General features: G+C 39.2%; 23 protein-coding genes and 2 pseudogenes. 8 read left to right on the top strand and 17 right to left on the bottom strand.

Going from position 1 to position 21,078, the window contains the following annotated elements; translation table 11 throughout:
• Nucleotides 1-125: 125 nt before the first annotated feature.
• The 3 genes from BS1321_RS24745 to BS1321_RS24735 are packed head-to-tail and all read right to left on the bottom strand — an operon-like array spanning nucleotide 126 to nucleotide 2,463.
• On the bottom strand, nucleotides 126-1,178 hold the full coding sequence (locus tag BS1321_RS24745) for an alpha/beta fold hydrolase (protein WP_232522734.1): 1,053 nt from the start codon (nucleotides 1,176-1,178) through the stop codon (nucleotides 126-128).
• Nucleotides 1,171-1,674, bottom strand: a complete 504-nt coding sequence (locus BS1321_RS24740; protein ID WP_063234494.1) for a hypothetical protein — start codon at nucleotides 1,672-1,674, stop codon at nucleotides 1,171-1,173. Before BS1321_RS24740 ends, BS1321_RS24745 begins: the two co-directional genes overlap by 8 nt.
• Nucleotides 1,675-1,701: 27 nt before the next feature.
• Entirely contained in the window at nucleotides 1,702-2,463 is a 762-nt protein-coding gene (locus tag BS1321_RS24735; RefSeq protein WP_063234493.1) for an SDR family oxidoreductase, read from the bottom strand.
• A 436-nt stretch (nucleotides 2,464-2,899) separates the two neighbouring features.
• Between BS1321_RS24735 and BS1321_RS24730 the strand changes: the two genes are divergently transcribed.
• On the top strand, nucleotides 2,900-3,346 hold the full coding sequence (locus BS1321_RS24730) for an OsmC family protein (protein WP_063234492.1): 447 nt from the start codon (nucleotides 2,900-2,902) through the stop codon (nucleotides 3,344-3,346).
• 54 nt (nucleotides 3,347-3,400) lie between these two features.
• Here the strand turns inward: BS1321_RS24730 and BS1321_RS24725 are convergent, their stop codons facing one another.
• A complete protein-coding gene (locus tag BS1321_RS24725) occupies nucleotides 3,401-3,652 on the bottom strand; it encodes a YkuS family protein (RefSeq protein ID WP_063234491.1) in 252 nt (83 codons plus the stop codon).
• A 98-nt stretch (nucleotides 3,653-3,750) separates the two neighbouring features.
• Here BS1321_RS24725 and BS1321_RS24720 point away from each other — a divergent pair, with 98 nt between their 5' ends.
• Nucleotides 3,751-3,885 carry a YuzL family protein gene (locus tag BS1321_RS24720; RefSeq protein WP_094246662.1) on the top strand — a complete coding sequence of 45 codons (135 nt, stop codon included), beginning with the start codon at nucleotides 3,751-3,753 and terminating at the stop codon, nucleotides 3,883-3,885.
• A gap of 115 nt (nucleotides 3,886-4,000) precedes the next feature.
• Here the strand turns inward: BS1321_RS24720 and BS1321_RS27705 are convergent, their stop codons facing one another.
• On the bottom strand, nucleotides 4,001-4,165 hold the full coding sequence (locus tag BS1321_RS27705) for a hypothetical protein (RefSeq protein ID WP_155726494.1): 165 nt from the start codon (nucleotides 4,163-4,165) through the stop codon (nucleotides 4,001-4,003).
• An 86-nt stretch (nucleotides 4,166-4,251) separates the two neighbouring features.
• Here BS1321_RS27705 and BS1321_RS24715 point away from each other — a divergent pair, with 86 nt between their 5' ends.
• Complete coding sequence (locus tag BS1321_RS24715; RefSeq protein ID WP_373459029.1) at nucleotides 4,252-4,452, top strand: hypothetical protein; 201 nt, start codon at nucleotides 4,252-4,254, stop codon at nucleotides 4,450-4,452.
• Nucleotides 4,453-4,482: 30 nt separating this feature from the next.
• Here the strand turns inward: BS1321_RS24715 and BS1321_RS24710 are convergent, their stop codons facing one another.
• From BS1321_RS24710 to BS1321_RS24700, 3 genes are all read right to left on the bottom strand, one after another.
• Entirely contained in the window at nucleotides 4,483-5,421 is a 939-nt protein-coding gene (locus tag BS1321_RS24710) for a magnesium transporter CorA family protein (protein WP_063234489.1), read from the bottom strand.
• Nucleotides 5,422-5,732: 311 nt separating this feature from the next.
• The gene (locus BS1321_RS24705) at nucleotides 5,733-6,005 is read right to left on the bottom strand and encodes a hypothetical protein (RefSeq protein WP_063234488.1); all 273 of its coding nucleotides are present in this window, start codon (nucleotides 6,003-6,005) and stop codon (nucleotides 5,733-5,735) included.
• 61 nt (nucleotides 6,006-6,066) lie between these two features.
• Nucleotides 6,067-7,146 carry a nitric oxide synthase oxygenase gene (locus tag BS1321_RS24700; RefSeq protein ID WP_063234524.1) on the bottom strand — a complete coding sequence of 360 codons (1,080 nt, stop codon included), beginning with the start codon at nucleotides 7,144-7,146 and terminating at the stop codon, nucleotides 6,067-6,069.
• 261 nt (nucleotides 7,147-7,407) lie between these two features.
• Here BS1321_RS24700 and BS1321_RS24695 point away from each other — a divergent pair, with 261 nt between their 5' ends.
• Nucleotides 7,408-7,731, top strand: coding sequence for a catDE operon transcriptional regulator CatR (locus tag BS1321_RS24695; protein ID WP_061463475.1), 324 nt, complete (start codon nucleotides 7,408-7,410; stop codon nucleotides 7,729-7,731).
• A gap of 138 nt (nucleotides 7,732-7,869) precedes the next feature.
• Nucleotides 7,870-8,787 (top strand): NAD(P)/FAD-dependent oxidoreductase, encoded by a 918-nt coding sequence (locus tag BS1321_RS24690; protein WP_063234523.1) that lies wholly within the window; start codon nucleotides 7,870-7,872, stop codon nucleotides 8,785-8,787.
• A 92-nt stretch (nucleotides 8,788-8,879) separates the two neighbouring features.
• On the opposite strand, the gene BS1321_RS27700 is transcribed toward BS1321_RS24690, so the two are convergent.
• On the bottom strand, nucleotides 8,880-9,026 hold the full coding sequence (locus BS1321_RS27700; RefSeq protein WP_144476786.1) for a lmo0937 family membrane protein: 147 nt from the start codon (nucleotides 9,024-9,026) through the stop codon (nucleotides 8,880-8,882).
• 270 nt (nucleotides 9,027-9,296) lie between these two features.
• Between BS1321_RS27700 and BS1321_RS24685 the strand changes: the two genes are divergently transcribed.
• Nucleotides 9,297-9,617: a YckD family protein gene (locus tag BS1321_RS24685; protein ID WP_144476789.1), complete on the top strand. Its 321-nt coding sequence runs from the start codon at nucleotides 9,297-9,299 to the stop codon at nucleotides 9,615-9,617.
• 167 nt (nucleotides 9,618-9,784) lie between these two features.
• A complete protein-coding gene (locus BS1321_RS24680) occupies nucleotides 9,785-11,758 on the top strand; it encodes a S9 family peptidase (protein WP_063234486.1) in 1,974 nt (657 codons plus the stop codon).
• A gap of 42 nt (nucleotides 11,759-11,800) precedes the next feature.
• On the opposite strand, the gene BS1321_RS24675 is transcribed toward BS1321_RS24680, so the two are convergent.
• The 8 genes and pseudogenes from BS1321_RS24675 to BS1321_RS24645 form a co-directional block, all read right to left on the bottom strand.
• Nucleotides 11,801-12,232 (bottom strand): CBS domain-containing protein, encoded by a 432-nt coding sequence (locus BS1321_RS24675; RefSeq protein ID WP_063234485.1) that lies wholly within the window; start codon nucleotides 12,230-12,232, stop codon nucleotides 11,801-11,803.
• 80 nt (nucleotides 12,233-12,312) lie between these two features.
• Nucleotides 12,313-12,864 (bottom strand): annotated as a pseudogene (locus BS1321_RS24670) (MBL fold metallo-hydrolase).
• A gap of 329 nt (nucleotides 12,865-13,193) precedes the next feature.
• A complete protein-coding gene (locus tag BS1321_RS24665) occupies nucleotides 13,194-14,174 on the bottom strand; it encodes an ABC transporter permease (protein WP_063234482.1) in 981 nt (326 codons plus the stop codon).
• Nucleotides 14,167-15,081 carry an ABC transporter ATP-binding protein gene (locus BS1321_RS24660; RefSeq protein ID WP_063234481.1) on the bottom strand — a complete coding sequence of 305 codons (915 nt, stop codon included), beginning with the start codon at nucleotides 15,079-15,081 and terminating at the stop codon, nucleotides 14,167-14,169. The genes BS1321_RS24665 and BS1321_RS24660 overlap by 8 nt, the downstream gene beginning before the upstream one ends.
• Nucleotides 15,078-15,869: an SGNH/GDSL hydrolase family protein gene (locus BS1321_RS24655; protein ID WP_069981736.1), complete on the bottom strand. Its 792-nt coding sequence runs from the start codon at nucleotides 15,867-15,869 to the stop codon at nucleotides 15,078-15,080. Before BS1321_RS24655 ends, BS1321_RS24660 begins: the two co-directional genes overlap by 4 nt.
• Nucleotides 15,870-16,075: 206 nt before the next feature.
• Nucleotides 16,076-16,210 (bottom strand): annotated as a pseudogene (locus BS1321_RS28315) (hypothetical protein); the annotation flags it as partial.
• Between the two features lie 182 nt (nucleotides 16,211-16,392).
• Complete coding sequence (locus tag BS1321_RS24650; RefSeq protein ID WP_411836490.1) at nucleotides 16,393-17,580, bottom strand: MFS transporter; 1,188 nt, start codon at nucleotides 17,578-17,580, stop codon at nucleotides 16,393-16,395.
• 68 nt (nucleotides 17,581-17,648) lie between these two features.
• On the bottom strand, nucleotides 17,649-19,781 hold the full coding sequence (locus tag BS1321_RS24645) for a PAS domain S-box protein (protein WP_063234479.1): 2,133 nt from the start codon (nucleotides 19,779-19,781) through the stop codon (nucleotides 17,649-17,651).
• A 377-nt stretch (nucleotides 19,782-20,158) separates the two neighbouring features.
• On the opposite strand from BS1321_RS24645, the gene BS1321_RS24640 reads away from it, so the two are divergent.
• The gene (locus BS1321_RS24640) at nucleotides 20,159-21,067 is read left to right on the top strand and encodes a YitT family protein (RefSeq protein ID WP_063234478.1); all 909 of its coding nucleotides are present in this window, start codon (nucleotides 20,159-20,161) and stop codon (nucleotides 21,065-21,067) included.
• Nucleotides 21,068-21,078: the final 11 nt, after the last annotated feature.

Below are 21,078 nucleotides of genomic sequence, written 5' to 3'. Positions count from 1 at the left end.
AATCCGGAAATGTTGCAAAGAATTTTGAAAATATCAATTATGCAAAACCTATATACTCTACAACCGGCATGATTTTGATATCCTCACTGGCGTTCAACATGTACATTTCACATCCCCCTAGTAACCTATTGAATTGGTGAAGAACGTCCTGGTAGCCATTCTTTCAAATAATATGGGAGTACACCGGAATATTGTTTAGCAGCATGTCCACTTTTTATTAGGCTATATGTCTTATCCTTACATGTTAAATGCTTCATTACCGGATAAATCATTTCCTGCGGGACCAATCGATCATACTTACTCGCTATTACCAAGACACTAGCATCAATTTTCGAAAGCTTAGCTTTTTTTCCCCTTACCTTAAATCCTCCATTAACCAAGCTATTTTTTATCAAAAGGTCTTTGGTTATTTGTTTTGCGGCTGCTCCGGATAATGGTACATGCCCATTGGCCCAAGCATTGAAGCGGCGCCAATTTTGAACGTACTCATCATCATCCGCTTGATTCAATAAAGATAAATAGGGTGATATATAGATAGGAGATGTAATTAACCGGATTCCATATTTAACTGCACTGGCTGGGATCGTTTGATAAATATCAATCGTATCGTTAAAATCCGCGGTACCTTCCTTTAACGCTTCCTGCCATTGATCAAAAAATTCTGAGGCACTGAAATCTACCGGTGTAACGGAGAGGATCAAATTCTTGATTGGCTCGTCTGCAATGGCAGCATATATTGCGGCTATTGTACCGCCGAGGCAAAACCCCATGACTGTAATTTCTGATGCTCCAGAGTGGCGTAATGCACGCTGTACTCCTTTTTGAATATAATCGACGATATAATCTTCGATCGATATTTCACCATCTTCAAAGCCCGGACTTCCAAAATCAAGCAAATACACATCAAAACCTTCATTTACAAAAGATTCTATTAAACTATTCCCGGGGGACAAATCAAGAATCAAAGGAGTATTGATTAGTGAATATATAAGAAAAACCGGCACATCATATTTTTTTTGTGCTGATGGATAATACCAAAGCGTTGATTTGTTTTTTTTCCACACCGCTATTTTCGGCGTCAGTCCCATTTCAGGCATTGGCTGATTGGGAATATCCATAAAATGTTTCCATTTATTTATGGATTCGGATTGATTTTTCGGCACTTTCCGCTTAGACATTTGAATTCCCCTGTCCAAGTGAATCGAACTCAGGTAACTGTGAGCTTGACAATAAGGAGTTATTTATAAAATCCGATATCCTTTTTTTACGCCCATCCATTTCATTGGATTCCCAACTTGACTTCTTTTTCTTACTGCCCGATGAAAAAGCATTGCGTTTATTACGAACTGAAGAATTACCTCTGACGTTCCCTCCCCTATCCTCAACAAGTATAGAGACCAGCTCTTCTAACCTATCAATTTTTTCTTCGAGCTGGATGACTAATTTCGCTACACTCACCACATCTTTTTTTGTTGGGGAATTCATGATGATGGACATTCTTTCTGAGGCTTCCTGCATTCTATTTATTCTTGGAATCTGCATTTGGGCATTGTCGCTTATTGCTTCTATTAACTCACGATTATTTAGCAAATTCTGAATTTTACCATTAAGCTGTTGCTCTTTTTGTGCGCCTAGTAATTTAAGCCCTTTATAAAAATTTGATTTTCCCGCCATATATTTCTTCCTTCCTTTCTCTTCCGTTTACACTAATGCCGATATTCCACCGTCAATGATCAAAACATGGCCAACCATATAGTCAGAAGCCTTTGAGGCTAAAAATACGGCGGCACCCTTTAAATCATCTTCATCGCCAAATCTGCCAGCCGGAGTCTTACCTAATATGTCATAGTTAGACTTTCCAAGAATTTCCTTTGTGATTTTAGTCGGGAAAAATCCAGGTGCAATTGCATTGACTTGGATGCCGTATCTAGCAAGTTTAACTCCTAAATCCTTGGTCATTGTAATGACGGCACCCTTACTGGTGTTATAAGCGATCGTATCCAATAACTCAGGAAATGTCCCGCCAAGACCAGTTACCGATGCAATATTTATTATTTTTCCGGAATTTTGCTGCTTCATGACCCTCGCTACAGCCTGTGAAAACAGGAATGTACCTGTAACATTAACATTCAATACTTTTTCCCACTTATCCTTGGGAAGATCCAAAAGCGGACCTGACCAGGACGTACCGCTATTATTGACAAGAATATCAATCGTGCCGAATTGAGCAACCGTTTCCTGGACGACATGGTCAATGGCACTCTCATCCGTGATATCACATTCAAAGGCAACGGCATTAACACCCATCGCTTGCAAGTCTTCACAAACCTCCTTACATACAGGAAGATTTCGTGAAGCAATGACTATATTTGCACCAGCCTCCCCCAACGCCATGGCGATCTGTTTGCCCAGTCCTCTGCCGCCGCCGGTAATGATAGCCGTTTTATTAGTCAAATCGAACATATTACTCAATGTAGTCAACTTTTCAGCCCTTCCTTAATGAAGTATTATTTATATAAAACCGTCTATATCATTATAGAAAAGCCTATCCAATATTGTGCTTAAAATAGCCTAATGCCTCTGCCTTTTGTTTCAACAACATGTATCCTTTATATCAATAATACCTTTCCGTTCGAATGCTTCGGTCGGCTGGTGGAAATTTTGCCCTAACGGGAACTAATTCTGCCTAGCGGTAGATTATTTGTTCGATTAGCTACTTTTTCACGCCGTTTGGCGGATTATTCGACCGGTTCCACACTTTTTTCGGCCTTCTGGCGAATTATTCGGCCGTTTCAAAACTTAATTCGTACGATTGCTGGATTATTCGACTGAGTGAGCAAAATCGGATACTTAACCTGTTTAATCGTTTACACTATAGAATAGTAAGGAGGTTGAAAAAATGACGATACATCACTTTCATTTAACCGCGGAATGGCCCGGCGGCAGAAATGATATCGGCACGATTCATTCAGGGAATCTTCAAACACAGATAAGTATTCCTACTGATATGGAGGGACCAGGGATCGGCACTAATCCCGATGAAATGCTGCTTGGGGCGGCATCGACCTGCTATATCATTACCTTTGCTGCCATGTTAGAGCGAGCCCATATAGAAAAGGTGAGCTTGACCATGCAATCGGAAGCGTTAGTGGATGTTACAAATGGTGTATTCACCTACAAGAAAATCATCCATCGCCCTGCACTCATATTAGTATCGGGTACTTCTGAAAAAGTGGTTGAAAAAGCGAGGAAACTTGCTGAAAAAGCTGAAACTTCATGTATGATTTCTAAAGCGATCAAAGGTAATGTAGCGGTGGAATTGATTGCGACAATTTCCATAGCATAGTAACCCCGAACAGAAAAAGTGCCTAACCCTATATCGGTTTAGGCACTTTTTGAACTATTGAATGGCGTTCACTTTATTTTCAACCTCGCGGCACACTTCATCAGCCGTTAAACCATTTGCCTCAATGATAGACGCTTTTAATGAAGTATCGCTTATACCCATAATATTACTTTCCAAACCTGTTACCACACAACAATCCACGTTTTTTGCGTCAGCTTCTTGTTTAATCTCCACAACATCAAAACCTTTTTCACGAAGTACTTCCTGAATATTCGTTAATGATTCTTCAACACCGATTCTTGACATCAACACACACCTCCTCTACCTTCTAACCTGTCCTTTTCACCTTCAATATATGTATAGGATGCAAAGGAAATAGGGAAAGTAATATCGAGGTGATAAACATGAATGGAAAAAACAAGAAAGATGCTTCACAAACTCGTTTAGGTTCTTCTCAGGTAGAGGGGCAAGGTACCACTACGAAAGAAACCGGGTCCTTTACTCAACCCTCTTCTCATAAAAAGCAAAAGCGTACATGATAAAAGAGAATCCTAAACCACTATGGAATACGCAAAAAAAAACGCTTGGTTAACCGCCAAGCGTTTTCCTCTGCATGATCCTGTGCTGTTTTACTTTGACGATCAGGGACTTCTCTTATATATTTTGCTTTCTGATTTCCCTTTGGATCTTTAGATCATTCAATTGATCTCCATCAATTGTTTTTGAATCCATTTTTGCTTTATCGGCTCCATCTGGGTTTAAATCACTTGCCCTTAAATTATTATTGAGAGCTGCTTGCTCGTTCCATTTGGTCATCATGATCTCCTCCTCAGTCCTTTATACTTCCCAAACCTAAGAATATTCATGAATACACCCCATCATTTATTGTAAAGATACTAATGGAGGTGGTTTTATTGGAACCAAACAGACCCGGCAATAAGAATGTACCGGATTTTAAAGAGTTGAACGACCGTATCATCAGAGAAGCATCACAGAGTCCCCGTTTAGTGATTAAAACAAATTTGGATGCAAAGAATGTAAAGGATGAGAACCCTTATAACGATCGGATTAACAGTGAAGGATTTGCTGATTTTTTTGAAGAATAAAACAAAACCGGCTTAATAAGCCGGTTTATCTTAAAAATATTTTTTCTTCCAAAAAATGAATGCCGTCGTGCCCGCCAATGTGATGGCAATTAATAATGTAAATATGAAAGCAAACCGATTATGTTCAAATGGCAGTTCCACATTCATTCCGTAAAAACTTGCTACCATCGTCGGCAGCGTTAAAATAATGGTCACTGAGGTTAGAAACTTCATGGCATTATTGACATTATTGGAAATGATCGAAGCGAATGCATCCATCATACCGCTAAGAATGGATAGATACACTTCTGCCATTTCGATTGCCTGAGCATTTTCGATGATTACATCCTCAAGTAATTCTTTATCTTCTTCATACATTTTCAAATAATTAAAACGGAGGATCTTATCAAGCACTACGCGATTGGATTTCAATGATGTTGTAAAATAAACCAGGCTTTTTTCCAAAGCAAGGAAAGTGTATAATTCTTTATTTTTCATGGACTGATGCAATTCACGTTCTGCTTCATTAGTCATCTTGTTAATCTGTTTCAGGTAACGTAAATAATAGGATGAAATCTCAAATAATAATTGTAAGGCAAACCTTGTTTTCTTATTGGTGAAAAATCCTTTGATCTTATTGTTTTTGAAATTCGCCAATATCGGTGTTTCTTTCAAAGATACCGTAATGAAACAGTCTTTGGTAAAGATCATACCTATGGGAATCGTTTCAAAGATCGGTAAGTCGGCTTCGTCCCTGGTCAAATATGGGAAGTCGACAATAATTAAAACATTATCATCCTCTTTTTCGATTCGAGGCCTTTCCTCATCATCCAGCGGATCTTTCATGAAATTAATCGGTAAATTCAAAGTCGTGCATATATAATCTATTTCAGCTTCTGTGGGCGCAACAATGTTCACCCAGGAACCTCTTGTCATGTCCTCGATATTGTTTAGGTGACGGTTTTCATCCGTCTTGTAGATTTCAATCATTTCTTGACCTCCTCTTCTATAGAGAAAGCCTTATTTACCTTCTTCGAGCAGATACTCAGGGAGAATAACAGTCTCGACTTCTAGCATCATATTGGCTTCCTCTTTCTTTCTGGGTTCAGGATCATAAGAACTGCTGCTCACTCGTATCCACTTCCTTTCGATTCTTTAATCTTAATCCTTATTCATTTAAAGCACAATAAAGAATTTAATACCATGAATCCCTATTCCGAATTCGCAATTATCTGATTTTTTCATTTGAAAATTATATAAAAAAAAAAACGCTTGGGTATCCCCAAGCGAGTCTGATTACTTTATCCATGCTTAACATTATTATAATAGTGAACACCATACATGGCGCCTTCATCTACCATTTTATTATCGTCATGATCATATGGATCAGGGTGACCTGCCTTTTCAATTACAGGATCCAGCTCTGAAGCCGTCCTATTCCAAAAGCCTACTGTTTTTGCTTTAGCATTGGACCATATGTCCTTCACTTTACCTCTGTTCGTTTTATTCGATAAAAATGAGACTCCGGCAACTCCGACTCCTAGTAATACCACGTTTCTTCCTAATGCCATCATTACCTTCCCCCTTATTTATTGGCTTGCTATATATATACCCTACGCCAGTTATTATAAACCTTTATTTATATGGAGGAATTTGATATAAGAAATTAGGTTTCATTATTTCATTGTTATATGGCTTATGAAAAACGTGTGTTGTGGCTGGAGACACCGGTGGAATTAACCAGGTCCAGTCCCCCGTTACTTTCCGGTCACAAGAGAGTTCTTTTTCTTCGAATTTCTTGAATTGTTTAGCTGCTGTATGGTGATCAACAATGCTGACTCCGTGTTTTTTATACGAATGAAGGACTGCTTCATTCAGTTCGATAAGGGCTCGATCTTTCCATAAACTCGAATCACGTTTAATATCCAAGCCCATCCTCTCCCCGATTGCCGGTAACATATTGTAGCGTTCTTCATCAGCAAGGTTCCTGGCACCGATTTCCGTTCCCATGTACCACCCATTAAATGGTGCAGCTGAATAAGTAATACCGCCAATTTCCAGCCTCATACCAGATATGATTGGAACTGCATACCATTTGATTTGAAGATCTTTGAACCATGTCAGTTCAGGGTGGGTGATTTGAACTTCTTTAACGAGGCATTCAGGTATATCATGAAAACTAGGGGTTTTTCCGTCCAATTGGACTACAATGGGTAAAATATCGAAAGGTCCGAATTTCCCTTCCCATCCTAATGCCATACATTGCTTGGTGAACTCTATTGAACTTGAATCGCCGATTACGCCATGTTCCGTCTCATATCCTGCATACCGAATAAGCTGATGATTCCAAATCTCCACTTTTCGATTACGATCTTTCTGTTTGAAAATTGTAATCACAGGTCTGATGCTCCCATTATTCGTAGCATATTCGATATGATCAAAGAGAGCCGATACAATTTCTTCTTCGCTTTGAATCATCCTTTTATCAATCACCCTCAGCGACTCCCAAAAAAAGCGCCCAATGCATCGATTGCTATTACGCCAAGCTAATTTAGCACCATAAACCAATTCTTCATTTGTATGTTCATATATGCCTGTTTCATTTATTTCCTTTTTAATTTGTTCGATCCTGCCATTTATGTCCTCTTCAGTTTTCAATAATTCCGGGTAACTTGTCCTGATAAAGGATACGGCCTCTTGCAGTAAATCACTCATCTTTCCCACGGATCCTTCCATTGCAAAACTTTAACTTCAATATTAAAATAACATATTTTTCATGTTATCTCTAAAGAACACAATTTTTTTAAGCGCATTTTTAAAAAAATGTGGCAATTCCGAGGCGGATACTTTTCATGATACTAAAAGTAAGCTCATAAATTTCTTATACTATAACATCTCTAGTAACTAAATAATTATCGGTAAAGTTGTTACATATGAGGTAAATGCATTATAATATATTAATAATGAGGTGATATGATGAATAATACGACACTTTGTCCACGATTTGAAAAAGGAATGCAAATCTTGAGTAAACGCTGGACTGGATTGATTGTCAATCAATTACTTAATGGCCCTCAACGGTTTTGTAATATTGAATCTGCATTCCCGATAAGCGGCAGGATTCTTTCTGAACGTTTAAAAGACTTGGAAATTGAAGGTATTGTTAAAAGGGACGTATATCCTGAGACACCGGTCAGGATTGAATATTCTTTAACTGAAAAAGGCAAGGCTCTTGCACCGGTAATGAAGGAAATTCAAAATTGGGCACAAGAATGGCTCGAGCCAATACAGAATCAATGATATAAGCATTAAAGAAAGGGAGGAAGGTCTGCCAGCAGCGGACTTCCTCCTTTTTTGTTTAAGCGCCAGCGACTAGTGGTATATTTTTTACAGATAGAATAACACTAGGTTTATTCCAAATTTATGGGCGGTGAATTCATGAAACAAGCAGATTGCATTATTATTGGTGGAGGTATAGCCGGTATTCAGGCAGCCATCCAGCTCGGAAGATATAAACATGATATTATCGTCATTGATTCTGCTCAAGGTCGCTCTTCCATTGCCAAGGCTTACCATAACATTCTTGGATGGCCGGATGGGGTAAGCGGCAAACAATTAAGGACGCTTGGCAGACAGCACGCTGAAAAATTCGGTGTCGAATTCTTGGATGATACAGTGACATCTCTTGAAAAAAAGCAGGACAAGTTCTTTATCCAAACAAAAAATGACAGGGAATATCAAGCAAAAATGATTTTTCTTGGTACAGGCATTACCGATAATATTCCTCCAATCAAAAACATCTATCCAACCCTTGGGACATCCACATATATATGCCCTGACTGTGATGGGTATGAGATTATGGATAAGCAAACTGTTGTCCTTGGAGGCGGAAATGCGGGTGCAGGCATGGCGCTTACTCTATTATATTGGTCAAAAGATATCATTTACGTAAATCATTTGAAATCAAAAATTGATGATGTGTATAGGGAAAAGTTAAAGGAAAATCAGATTCCCGTAATCGAAGAGGAAGTTTGTGAGGTTCATGTTGATGCCAAACAGCAGTTAAAGGCCATACAATTAGTATCTGGTAAAATTATCGAAGCTGAAAAGGCATTCACGGCGTTTAAAGGGAACAAACTTAATAATGACCTAGCCTTACAATTAGGTGTGCAAGTCAATGAAAACAATCATGTCGTGATTCATCCCCGGACTAAAGAAACGAATATTAAAGGAGTCTGGGCAGGCGGCGACCTCGTTGCCCATTCCGAACAAGTCACAATTTCGATGGGGGATGGGACCCAAGCAGCGATTTGGATTCATAAGAGGCTGTTGGGACAGCCACTGCCATATGATTGACAGACTAATTGAAAATTAAAAGGCGACCTGTTCACCAGGCCGCCCTTACATTGGTATTTATAAACTTTTCCACGTTAGCCTTCGATTCATATCTACATTCGATTCCTTCCCTTAAAAACTTTAACCAAAATGAGAATGACCGCGATGATAAGCAAGATATGTATAAAGCCTGCAGCCACTTTAAAGACTAAACCAAGAACCCATAATAATATTATTAAACCAATAATTGTCCATATCATGATAATCCCCCTTTCTTCCCTTCTTTAAAAGATTTTTATTAATAAGAAGTTACATCAAATTTTTCTGCTTACATTTAAATTACCCATATCTTTCTGTAACAAAACCTTACCAAATTTTTTACATAAAACTGTAAATGCTGTAAATGATAATAAGGAAATGAGGAATCTTCCATATTGAAAACTTTCACCATTAGGAAGAATCTTTCAGGTTTTAAAGATTCTACAGTTCTTCATAAGGCAGAAAAAAACAAAAGAAGGAGTCGTTCATTCATGAAAAAGTTTTTAGTCATCTGTTTGACAGCCTGTTCCCTATTCTTAGTCAACCTGAATCACCCGGCTGCAGAGGAAAACAAAGCAAAAACGGAAAGTGTACAATTCACCGAAGCTCAAAAATCTGAAATCGCCAAGATCCAAAAGCAGATACTCGCTGACAAAAAGATATTGATCGAAAAATATGTCGAATATGGTGCGCTTTCGAAAGAAGAAGCCGATAAAATGGTTTCACATTTTGAAAAACATTATAAAATGATGGAAGAACATAATTTCCAAATACCGCCGCACCGCCCACATACACGACACATGCATAAGTAATTGTAAGTTTTTTTCTATATCCTGATAATCCGACCTGATGAATAGGCCGGATTTTTTTCATTTCTTTCGTCCTTGATAAATAAACATTACGCGTTTACCATTTACTAAAGGATTTATATTTCTCTTTAGCGAAATACATAACTATGAGAAATGAAAGGGTGAAAAGGATGTACAAAATAGGTATAACAGCAAGAGACTTATTTCACTTGAAATCAGTGACCGATCCAAAGCTATCACCGGATGGCAGCATGGCGGTTTATGTCCAAACTAGAATTGATGAAAAATCGGAAAAATACATTTCCAATCTGTTTATGTTCAGCCTGATTACGAATGAAACAAAGCAATGGACGTTTGGGGATAATCGTGATACATCACCAGCCTGGTCCCCCGACGGCAAGCATATCGCCTTTATATCAGATAGATCAGGTAAAAAACAAGTCCACATTATTGGGAGCATTGGTGGGGAAGCACAACAGCTCACCCATTTCGTTAACGGTGTATCAAAGCCTATTTGGTCTCCTTGCTCCACCAAGTTGCTGCTTTCTACCGGGTTAAAGGAGGGCGAAAACCTTAATACGGTTAAGGAAAATGATCTATCCAAAGAAGTTAATAGGTATGACCGGATTAAGTATAAATGGGATGGGAGAGGCTATTTTGATCAGTTATATCAGCAGCTGGTTGTAGTGGAAATTTTTAAGGGAGAATCCACTGTGCTAACGGAAAACAATATTGATCATCATCCGAATGCATGGTCCCCAGACGGTCAGCATATTGCATACATAAGCGGGGATGCAGAAAGAAGTGATGATGAACTTTTTTCCGATATTTTCATCATGGACCTTGAAACGAAATCTTTAGAGAAGATAACGGATGGTACAGGTTTCTTTAGAGATCCGAAATGGTCTCCAAATGGCGAATATCTATCTTTCATTGGCCATAATAAAGAATTCGCCGGTGCCACCTTTTCAAATATCTGGTTATATTCCATTTTCGATCAAACGACTCAGTGTTTGACCGATGGATGGGACGTCCAAATTGGAGATTCCGCAATTGGGGATTTCCAAATCGGAGCCGTCGACCCAGGTATTTTATGGACAAACGATAGCCAAGGATTTTACTTTTTAATAAGCGATTACGGAAATACCGGAGTATATTATGGTTCGATTGAAGGAGCTATGTATCCATCAATCCTTGACCCGCAGCATATATACGGCCTGACTATAGATCCCGAAAGCCACCGTGCTGTCGTGGCCATCAGTACACCTGTTCATCCCGGCGATCTCTTTGCTTATAACCTTACCAATGGCGATAAGGAACAAATCAGTTTTGTTAATGAGGATTTTTTGAAGGATAAACATTTGTCCATGGCTGAACCCATTACTTTTCCATCTGTTGATGGACTTACCATCCACGGCTGGATCATGAGACCGACCGATTTTAATGGTAATCAAAAATACCCACTCATTTTAGAAATCCACGGCGGTCCGCATATGATGTATGCCAATACCTACGTACATGAATTCCAGACCTTGGCTAATGAAGGGTATACTGTATTGTTCACTAACCCTCGCGGGAGTGTAGGATATGGTCAAGACTTCGTAAATGCCTGCAGAGGCGATTATGGAGGCATGGATTATAAGGACTTAATGGCTGGAGTTGATCACGTTTTAGCTACGTATGATTTTATAGAGCATGAAGATTTAGGGGTATCCGGAGGAAGTTATGGAGGGTTCATGACAAATTGGATCATCGGACACACTAACCGCTTCAAGGCCGCTGTGACTCAGCGTTGCATTAGTAACTGGCTAAGTTTTTATGGGGTCAGCGACATTGGGTATTATTTTACAGAGTGGGAAGTAGGCGGCGATATCGTTAACTCTGCTGAAAAATTATGGAAGCACTCTCCTTTAAAATATGTTTCCAATGTGAATACCCCTTTACTTTTACTTCACGGTGAAAAGGATTTCCGCTGTCCCATTGAACAGAGCGAGCAATTTTTTGTCGCTTTAAAACGGCAAAATAAAGAAGCGGTACTAGTTTCCTTCCCAGATGAAACTCATGAGGTATCCCGAAGCGGATCTCCAAAAATGCGCCTGCAACATGTTGAGGAAATCAAAGGATGGTTCAATAAGCATCTTTAATAACAAAAACTCTGTTAGCAAAAGCTAACAGAGTTTTTGTTATTAGTGTTGAATTTGATCTCTGTCCTCGGAAATTGAACTTAAAGCATTTCCCGCCATTGAATTTGTCTGATGGTGTACAGCAAGATCACCTAATGCCACGACTCCGACCAGCTTGTCATTCTCAAGGATAGGAAGCCTTCTGATTTGTTCGTTAGCCATTAACTCCTCAGCTTCATCCACTGACATATCAGGTGTGCCTGTTACAAGGTTGGTGGAAATGACATCGGTAATTCTAGTCGAATTCGGCTTTTTCTCGGCAACACAGCGAATGACGATATCCCTGTCTGTAATGACACCAATTAAATGGTTATTCTCTAAAACAGGAATGACACCAACATCATCATTCTTCATTTTGACTGCTGCTTCATATATATTATCTTCCGCAGTGCAACAGTCCACGTCTGTTGTCATGATATCTCTTATTTTAGCCACGAATATCCCTCCATTTTTCATAAGTTGCTTGTTTATTTTTGACTTCTGAAGAGAAATTATTCATGAAACACGTTCACGCTTCATTCCACATATTTCCCATGATCCGGTTTAGCTAATGAATCGAATTCCTTTGCAAGCTTTGATAAACCCATTTCCAGTTCTTTCCCTTCAACAGGATACCCGTGACCCGTTATGGCAACAGCCGGCTTCAGACTTTCTAATGACTTTACCGATTCTTTGGCAGCCTCCCAATCGGTTGTCAAATACCGCGGCGGGCCTGCTATTTCTTTCTCCTGAGTGATAACCTTGTATAGGGAATCTTGCCTGACATTCACAAAAGCATCTCCAGCAATCAAACTTCGGTCACTTTCGCGAAAAAGTGAAATATGTCCTTTTGAATGGCCAGGGGTGTGAACCCATTTCCAATCGCGTAGCCCGGGGCATCAGGCAATGGCTGAACGCGGCATCCCAGCATCTATCAATACCCATTTTTCATCTTTGGGTGACCCTACAAAAATCACATTAGCGATTTGGACGGACAGACAATATATATCCTCATTTATTATCTGTACATCTCCACTGGAAACTGAAGTCATCGGCATCAATTTTTCATTCAAATGATTATCATCCATTTATAACCCTCCTAATTTTGAACATACTGTTTTAAAATGGATACCCTGTACAAGAAAATAAAAAACAACCTATAATTTATATAGGCTGTTTCGGACTGTAGACAGACAAATTCGAAGTTTTTTTATTCCTAAAAAAGTTGCAGATGATTTCAGTAATCCGCTCCCTTTCCGCCGACTGTCTGCCAAGCCTCCTCGCCGCAAGCGTCTAGCAGGGTCTCGGCTTGCGAGTATAACGAATCTTCTGTTAAATTCATTGTTCGGGGTGCAACACTTCTGAACCCCCTTTTGTCAACAAACTAAAACAACCTATAATTTATATAAGCTGTTTCTCAGTATACATCCCTCCGGATAAACACTGTAAAAGATACAATTAAAGCAAGAGCCCACCAAACGAGCAAGGTAATGACAGAGGATAATAAAGTCATCCCTTCTATCGGTGGAGCTGTCCCGCTAATATAAGCAGTCAACTTCAAATTCACCATAAAGAAATATTTCGCTGATTCCCATGAAGACACCATATTGTTCAATATAGCCCCGGAAATCAATGCAGCCAGCATGATTCCCATGCCTGCAGGGGTGCTTCTCACTAAAACCGAAAGCATGAAAGAAAGGGTCCCTACAACAACCGCGACCAGCCAGACAAGTCCCAAATCCATCAATAGGAATTTCCATTGTTCAACTAACCTTACTTGACTGACATCCACATCAGCCCCCTTCAATTCGAATCCGGTTATTACGGGGGCCCCCCATCCTTGATATCCGAAAACGATTCCTGATAAAAGGTAAGACAAGAAGGCAGTCATCGCCACGATAATCGAAACCGATAATATTAATGTTACATATTTGCTCAATAAGATTTTCCAGCGCTCCACTGGCCTTGTCAGCAGAAGCTTGATCGTGCCTTGACTATTTTCGGAAGAAACCATATCACTAGCCACAATCATGATCAACAACGGAATGAACAAATCAATTGCATTTTCCAAAAACATGCGTGTAAAAGTGGCTGCGCCTGGTTCTGAGGGGTTGATATCATGATCAAGATAATATTGCTGCTGCTTCAGACTTACTTGCAGCTGTTCACGCCACTCATCCAGCATCCTATTCGAGCCCAAACGATTTTGAGTATCAATGATTTGCTGCTGAAGCGCTGCACGCCAATCATCAGTTCCCAACTTCTCCCGCTGCTCTTCCACTTGTTTGTATTGGGCATATGTAAACATCAGCACTAAAATTCCTACGATGATACCGATTATGATTAGCCGTTTCTTTGCCAACAACTTCATCATTTCATTTTGAACCAAGTTATTCAATGCCTGCACCTCCGACACCGGTAACTTGCAAAAACAACTCTTCCAATCCAGGGAGCTTTCGATTCATTTCATGCACCCTCACCCCCGCTTGGTTAAGTGCAGCATTCCATTCGGGTGTTTTGAGTTCATCATAAGCGGTAATGATATATTTTTGATCTAGGGTAATATCGGTGAAACTGCCAAGAATTTCCACTCCCTTTTGAATAGGTTCCACCCGCCAAATTATTCGCTCCTGCGTGGATAATAAGCTTTCCACTGTATCCGTCTTGATAATTTCCCCACCTTTAATAATTGCGACCCGGTCACAAAGTTGCTGTATTTCACCTAATAAGTGTGAAGAAACCAGAACACTCATACCTTCTTCTTCAGCCAACTTTCTAATGAATTGTCGCATTTCACGGATTCCGGCAGGATCTAGACCGTTAGTCGGTTCATCCAAAATTAATAACTTAGGGCTGTTCAGCATTGCCTGTGCGATTCCTAAACGCTGCCTCATACCTAACGAATAGGTCTTCACTTTATCGTGAATTCTCGCTTGCAGACCGACGAGTTCGACAACCTCGATCATTCTTGTTTCATCAACTTCAGGTAACATTCTTGCAAAGTGGAGCAAATTATCCCACCCGCTCAAAAATGGATATAACTCTGGGTTTTCAACGATGCAACCCATTTGCTTCATAGCCTTCGTAAATTCCTGACGAACATCATACCCACATATATGGATGGAACCCGAGGTTGGCTTAATCAAACCGACCAGCATACGTATCGTCGTCGTCTTACCTGCTCCATTCGGTCCTAAAAAGCCGAAAACCTCACCTTCATTCAGTTCAAAATCTATTCCCTTAATAACTTCCCTTTTGCCAATCTTTTTTTTCAAGTCCCTGACAGACAATGTCACCTGTTTCATCGTTCCACATCCTCCCATTTTATTAGAGGAGCAACTCTATCAGCAATTAAACGATACCCCTTTTTATTAGGATGAAATTTATCTGAATACAAATACTCATTTACCGACAATTGGAATAAATCAAATGTTGGAACGAAAATTGCATTTTCATAAAGAGCAACGACTTCTGCTGTTTCATTATTCCAGTCTCGTACGATGCGGTTCGTATCAAAGTCTTCATCCAAATCTATAAATGGATTATATAGGCCAAGCAACAAAATGGTAGCTGTATCATTGACTTTACTGATATCTTTAAAAATTTCATGTAAATTTCCCAAGAAATTCTTTTGCGAAACAGATGTAGCTTCACGATCATATTCAATCAGGGTCTGCCCTTTTTGAAATAAATCGTTACCCCCGATTGTAACTAAAATAACATCAGCTGCTTGGATTTGGCGCTTCACTTCCGGTTGTTTCACTTGCTGCACCAATTCTTTAGACACTTGTCCATTAATTCCGAGGTTATGAATGATTGGTTTTCTATTATATTCACTCTTCAAATCTTCAACAACAAGTCCAACGTAGCCTTTGCCTGATTCATCACCTGTGCCACGTGTCAATGAATCGCCTATCGCCACTACGGTAAAATCATCAGGAAGATCATTTTTAATGGTGGTTTCTTCAATTGCTTCCATATCGGAAGTTCCTTTTCCATAATGGTCAATAATCGCCCATCCAAGGCAAAATAAAAAAAACAGTCCGATAAGAGCTGATACGATGGTAGCAGCCAACACTTTTGGTTTGCTCAAAAACACTCATCCTTCCATTCATTCTCTATCTTCCATTAAATCATATTTTTTCCAAAAACAAAAAAACTGATTGATTTGGTTAAAAATTCCAGATACCATTTATCCCAATCGTTAACAGCATTTCTTTTATAAACTGCGCTCTTACCCTTTTATCAATAAAAAAAGGCAGAGTGGGACTCATTTAATCCCTTTCTGCCTTTTTTGAATTACTGTTTATTCGATTCCTTACCCGTCACGGAATTCCCTTTGATTTTGACTGCTCTTTTTGACCAGTGGGTTGCAAGCAAAGGCCCGGAAATATTATGCCAAACACTGAAAATGGCGCTCGGGACGGCCGCAAGTGATAACAATTGACTTCTGGTAATTAACCTGTCATTTAAGCATGTTTAATCTATTTATCATTAACGGAGCCTTTCCTACAAATATGTACTAGTAAAAAAGAGACCTTTTCACCATGGAAGGTGAAGAGGTCCCTCGCTTTGAATAAGAAAAAATTTCCAAAAGATATTTTCCATCATTTTTCTTATATTCCTATGGGTTTTCCTATTACTTTTAATTTTTTATCTAACCTCATGAGCCATATTGTAAGCAGCATCCCAATCAGCGTGAGGAAACCATAGAATAAATAGACCGCATATATACCTGATTTATCCAAGATTATCCCGCCGCTGAAGGTACTGAACCAGTTCCCCAATCCATTGCCTATGGCGGAATAAAGCGTTATAGCTGTTACTGTTATACGTGCAGGGACAACTTCCCTGATATATTGTAAAGCTGCTGGAATGAATAAGCCAAGTGAAAACCCTTGAATGATCGAAGTCACATATACGGTAGCCAAACTTGGTTCGGTGAAGTACAAAACCCAGCGGACCAATGAAGCCGTTCCAGCCAATAAGGTAATTGGCAGCAGGCCTATCTTATGAATCCAGGTACCTGCCATTCTCATAAAGGGGATTTCCGATAATACAGCTAATAGGAACGCAATGCCAATTCCTGTATATGTTCCGCCTCTTGCCTCGACAAACAAACCATAGTATACATTATTTGCAAGATTAGGACCAAAAAGCAAGAACGTTATAGCAAGAAAGATAAGAAAACGTTTCATAGTAATCAATTCTTTCATTCCACCGAAAAGTTTCACCTTCCCCCCAGGTGGATCTTCGGGCAAGCGAAGAGCCAGACTAGCCGCGATCAGCAGGCCGAAGAAAAAGGCATAAAATATAACGGAAGGACCCATGAAGGATTCAGATAACTTTCCCATTACAAAAACGGCCACACCGTAACCAAGAGATCCGAATAAACGGATTTTCCCATAATTCGATTTGATTTTTGTTGTATATTGAAGAGTGATGCTATCTGAAACTGGTATTATAGCACTTTGAAAGATAGCTAAAGCGATTGCGACGGATACTATAAGTAAATAGTGCTCGAACAGCAAGTATCCTAAACCAAATACACCAGCAAGCAACGATGTTATTGCAAGTATTTTGGCTGGTTTCCCGCTCCAATCACAGACAATTCCCCAAAAAGGTTGAAAAACGATCATCACTATCGGTCCAACAGACATGATCGTACCTATTTCAATACCAGACAAACCTGCCTCATTGGCCAAATAAACGCTTAGTAGAGGTGTTAAACTTCCCACTGCAAAAAAAGAAAAAAGGTAAAATACCTTCAAGCTAATAATATTGACCTGCTTTTGTTTTTCCAATTCCAGTTCCCCCATGCAGACACCTTATACAAAGTGTTGATTTTTTTCATTGCTTCCTATTAGGTATTTTAAACAGGGAGCACGATATTAAAGATTGTACCTTTATTGACCTCACTATCGACAAAGACATTTCCCAAATGGCTTTCTATAATTTTAAAGCTGATCATGAGACCTAACCCATTACCAGATTTTTTCGTAGTGAAAAATGGTTCTCCCAGTCTCTTAAGCTGTTCTGGCGGCATCCCAATTCCTGTGTCGATAATGGATATATGCACTTTATTCTCTTTAAGTTCAGTAATGACTTTTATGAACCCACCATCAGGCATAGCTTCCATACCATTTTTTATGAAGTTCAATATGACTTGTTTTAATCGATTCTCATCACAACGAACGAGGATCTCTTCTTGATTACAATCTGAAATCAGCGTGATGTTCTTCTTCCTGGCTTCAAACTCCGTCAAAGATACAACGTTTCGAACGATCGGCACAAGATTCTTCGTTTCCAATATCAAGGCCTGTGGTTTGGCCAATTGTAAGAACTCTTCAACTATCTCATTCACACGATTGATTTCATCCATGATTATTTCCAGAAATTCTTGTTTATTTTCGTCCGTTTCGTCCAATTGCAAAAATTCCGTATACCCTTTCATGGAGGTCAGCGGATTTCGAATTTCATGTGCCACTCCAGCAGCAAGCTGACCGACAGCGGCTAATTTATCCTGCCGTTGGAGCATCTCTTCCGATTGTTTACGCTCAGTTATGTCATATCTAAGTGCCAAAAACTGAAATGGCTTTCCTTCTTTGCTGAAAAATGGAACAATTGTTGTATCGACCCAATAAAAACCACCGTCTTTCGCCTTGTTTCTAATTTCCCCTTTCCAAACTTTCCGTTCATGGACGGTCTTCCACATTTGTTCAAAGAATTCCTTTGAGTGGTATCCAGAATTAACTATCTTATGGGTATGGCCTATCAATTCACCTCTTCCATAACCGGAAACCTCCGAGAACTTTTCATTCACTTCGATTATGACTCCTTTATCATCGGTAATCGCCACAATCAGGGATTGGTTGATTGCATAATGCATATCTTCCAGTTCCTTGATTGACCCCTTTAAAGCATTTTCTGCTTTTTTACGACTGGAAATATCCGAACGGATGGAAATATATTGATATGGTTTACCCTTTTTCATAAAAGGAACGATAGTTGTATCCACCCAATAAACATTACCATCTTTAGCTCGATTGCATATTTCACCATTCCATGTTTTCCCTTGGCTGATCGTCAGCCATAAATCAGTGAAAAATTCTTTTCCATGATAACCAGAATTGATGATAGAATGATTTTCCCCTATTAGTTCATGTTTTTCATATTGTGATATTTCCAGGAATTTTTCGTTAACGTATGTAATGATTCCTTTTGCATCCGTGATGGCGACGATCGCCGATTGATCTAAAGCATAACGGATATCGCTCACAGTATTATCACTTTTTGCCAACCGTCGGCCTACGATCGTACTTGAAGCTATCAAGCTGGCAAGGATGAATAATGAAACAAAGCATGTAAGATAAAGCATAAATGGAGTGAGTGGAACAAATTCACCCATTTCATTTTTCGCGTTCATGGGTAATACTCTCAAAAAAAGATAATAGCCTTCAATGATTGACCCACTCATCATGAGTGTACTGACTGGTTTTAGCGAAGATTGACTTAATTTATTAAAATAAAATAATATTGCAAGCGCTGCTACGAATAAAATAAAGCTACTGAAAAGCGTACTGAAGACCGACAATGGGCTAAAGTGCAAAGAGTGGTTTAATGAAGATGTTCCCATTATATAATTAGATAATATGGCCATCGTAAACATAAAGCCGCAAAAAACGATTTGCAGCACTTGTGTTTTATACGATATGGCTAATAACCCAACCCCTGCGAGAGCAATCGCCAATGCTAACGAAAAAATTATTGTAGAAAAGTTGTATGCTGCCATTCCTGAATTATCGAGGGTGAATATGATTACAAAATTAAGCGTCCAAATAGCCACTCCCATAGAGCAGCTGCTCCCTATATACACCAGACGTTTATATTTCTTTATCGTCAATAATGTTGTCAGTAAATCCAACGCCGTATAACACGCCATTATTATCAAAAGTACTGCAATCATAAAGAGGACAGGATTTGATGCCACAATTGAATGTTCCATTTTTTTACTCTATCACCTCAACCGTTCTATTCTCCTATATTGTAATGGAAATTCATAGTACCTCAAAGGTTTTTATTTCCTAATTCCTATATAATTACACACTTATTATTTTTGGTGCAGCCCTATCTCAAGAAAATGCATATTTCTTTCATAAAATCAATAAAATGAGAAATACTATTGTTTTGTATGGAGTAGAATAGGAATACATGTAATGACAGGCTTTCACAAAACCCTGCTTCATCATTGCGGGACATTATCAATAAAAATAATTATTCAGGAATATATTAATCAAAAATGTTAATTACTTTATTTAATTATACCTATAGGTTTATAATTAAATAGAACTTATATAGAGAGAAGGAGTGGGGGGCATGATTATGTCAGACCTAGCGGGTGCAAGTACAACAGAAATTATGCAAAAGAAGACCCAGCATAAAAAATTAACACTGAGACAAATATTACAGAGAGGTCTATTAATTACAATTGGTGCGGTTTTGATGGCTGTCGGCCTGGAGATTTTTTTAGTGCCGAATAACGTAATCGACGGGGGCATAACGGGTATATCGATTATGTTATCTTACATCACTGGATGGAAGCTCGGTATCTTTCTTTTCATTTTGAATCTTCCTTTCTTTTTTATCGGTTATAAACAGATTGGAAAAACCTTCGCATTATCTACTCTTTATGGAATTTTAGTCCTTTCCATTACCACTACATTGCTTCATCATGTACCAGCTTTCACTCAAGATATCCTCCTAGCGTCCGCTTTCGGCGGAATGATTCTTGGCATTGGTGTTGGAATGGTCATTCGATATGGCGGCTCATTGGATGGTACAGAAATACTTGCCATACTAGCCAGCAAGAAGATTCCTTTTTCCGTTGGGGAGATCGTGATGTTTTTTAATTTATTCATCCTTGGCAGTGCGGGCTTCGTTTTCTCGTGGGATCGTGCCATGTATTCGATCATAGCTTACTTCGTGGCATATAAAACGATGGATATCGTTATCGCAGGTTTGGACGAATCCAAATTTGTTTGGATAATCAGTGATGAATTTGATGATATCGGCGAAGCCATCATGAATCGCCTTGGACGGGGCGTAACCTTTTTAGCTGGTGAAGGTGCTTATTCTGGTGATGATAAAAAAGTCATCTTTTGTGTAATAAACAGGCTTGAGGAAGCTAAACTTAAAGAGATAGTCAAAAGCTTCGATCCATCTGCATTTCTTGCCGTAGGGGATATCGCGGAAGTTCGAGGCGGTCGATTCAAGAAAAAAGATATCCACTAATCATTCACTTG

This window comes from Peribacillus simplex NBRC 15720 = DSM 1321 (genome assembly GCF_002243645.1).
Lineage (GTDB): Bacteria > Bacillota > Bacilli > Bacillales > DSM-1321 > Peribacillus > Peribacillus simplex.
Note: the sequence above shows the minus strand (reverse complement) of the source record. Positions and strands in the feature narration are given on the sequence as shown.

Coding starts and splice junctions, on each gene's coding strand:
- BS1321_RS24745 (WP_232522734.1), bottom strand. CDS start 1,178: ATGTCTAAGCGGAAAGTGCCGAAAAATCAATCCGAATCCATAAATAAA.
- BS1321_RS24740 (WP_063234494.1), bottom strand. CDS start 1,674: ATGGCGGGAAAATCAAATTTTTATAAAGGGCTTAAATTACTAGGCGCA.
- BS1321_RS24735 (WP_063234493.1), bottom strand. CDS start 2,463: ATGTTCGATTTGACTAATAAAACGGCTATCATTACCGGCGGCGGCAGA.
- BS1321_RS24730 (WP_063234492.1), top strand. CDS start 2,900: ATGACGATACATCACTTTCATTTAACCGCGGAATGGCCCGGCGGCAGA.
- BS1321_RS24725 (WP_063234491.1), bottom strand. CDS start 3,652: ATGTCAAGAATCGGTGTTGAAGAATCATTAACGAATATTCAGGAAGTA.
- BS1321_RS24720 (WP_094246662.1), top strand. CDS start 3,751: ATGAATGGAAAAAACAAGAAAGATGCTTCACAAACTCGTTTAGGTTCT.
- BS1321_RS27705 (WP_155726494.1), bottom strand. CDS start 4,165: ATGATGACCAAATGGAACGAGCAAGCAGCTCTCAATAATAATTTAAGG.
- BS1321_RS24710 (WP_063234489.1), bottom strand. CDS start 5,421: ATGATTGAAATCTACAAGACGGATGAAAACCGTCACCTAAACAATATC.
- BS1321_RS24705 (WP_063234488.1), bottom strand. CDS start 6,005: ATGATGGCATTAGGAAGAAACGTGGTATTACTAGGAGTCGGAGTTGCC.
- BS1321_RS24700 (WP_063234524.1), bottom strand. CDS start 7,146: ATGAGTGATTTACTGCAAGAGGCCGTATCCTTTATCAGGACAAGTTAC.
- BS1321_RS24695 (WP_061463475.1), top strand. CDS start 7,408: ATGAATAATACGACACTTTGTCCACGATTTGAAAAAGGAATGCAAATC.
- BS1321_RS24690 (WP_063234523.1), top strand. CDS start 7,870: ATGAAACAAGCAGATTGCATTATTATTGGTGGAGGTATAGCCGGTATT.
- BS1321_RS27700 (WP_144476786.1), bottom strand. CDS start 9,026: ATGATATGGACAATTATTGGTTTAATAATATTATTATGGGTTCTTGGT.
- BS1321_RS24685 (WP_144476789.1), top strand. CDS start 9,297: ATGAAAAAGTTTTTAGTCATCTGTTTGACAGCCTGTTCCCTATTCTTA.
- BS1321_RS24680 (WP_063234486.1), top strand. CDS start 9,785: ATGTACAAAATAGGTATAACAGCAAGAGACTTATTTCACTTGAAATCA.
- BS1321_RS24660 (WP_063234481.1), bottom strand. CDS start 15,081: ATGAAACAGGTGACATTGTCTGTCAGGGACTTGAAAAAAAAGATTGGC.
- BS1321_RS24645 (WP_063234479.1), bottom strand. CDS start 19,781: ATGGAACATTCAATTGTGGCATCAAATCCTGTCCTCTTTATGATTGCA.
- BS1321_RS24640 (WP_063234478.1), top strand. CDS start 20,159: ATGTCAGACCTAGCGGGTGCAAGTACAACAGAAATTATGCAAAAGAAG.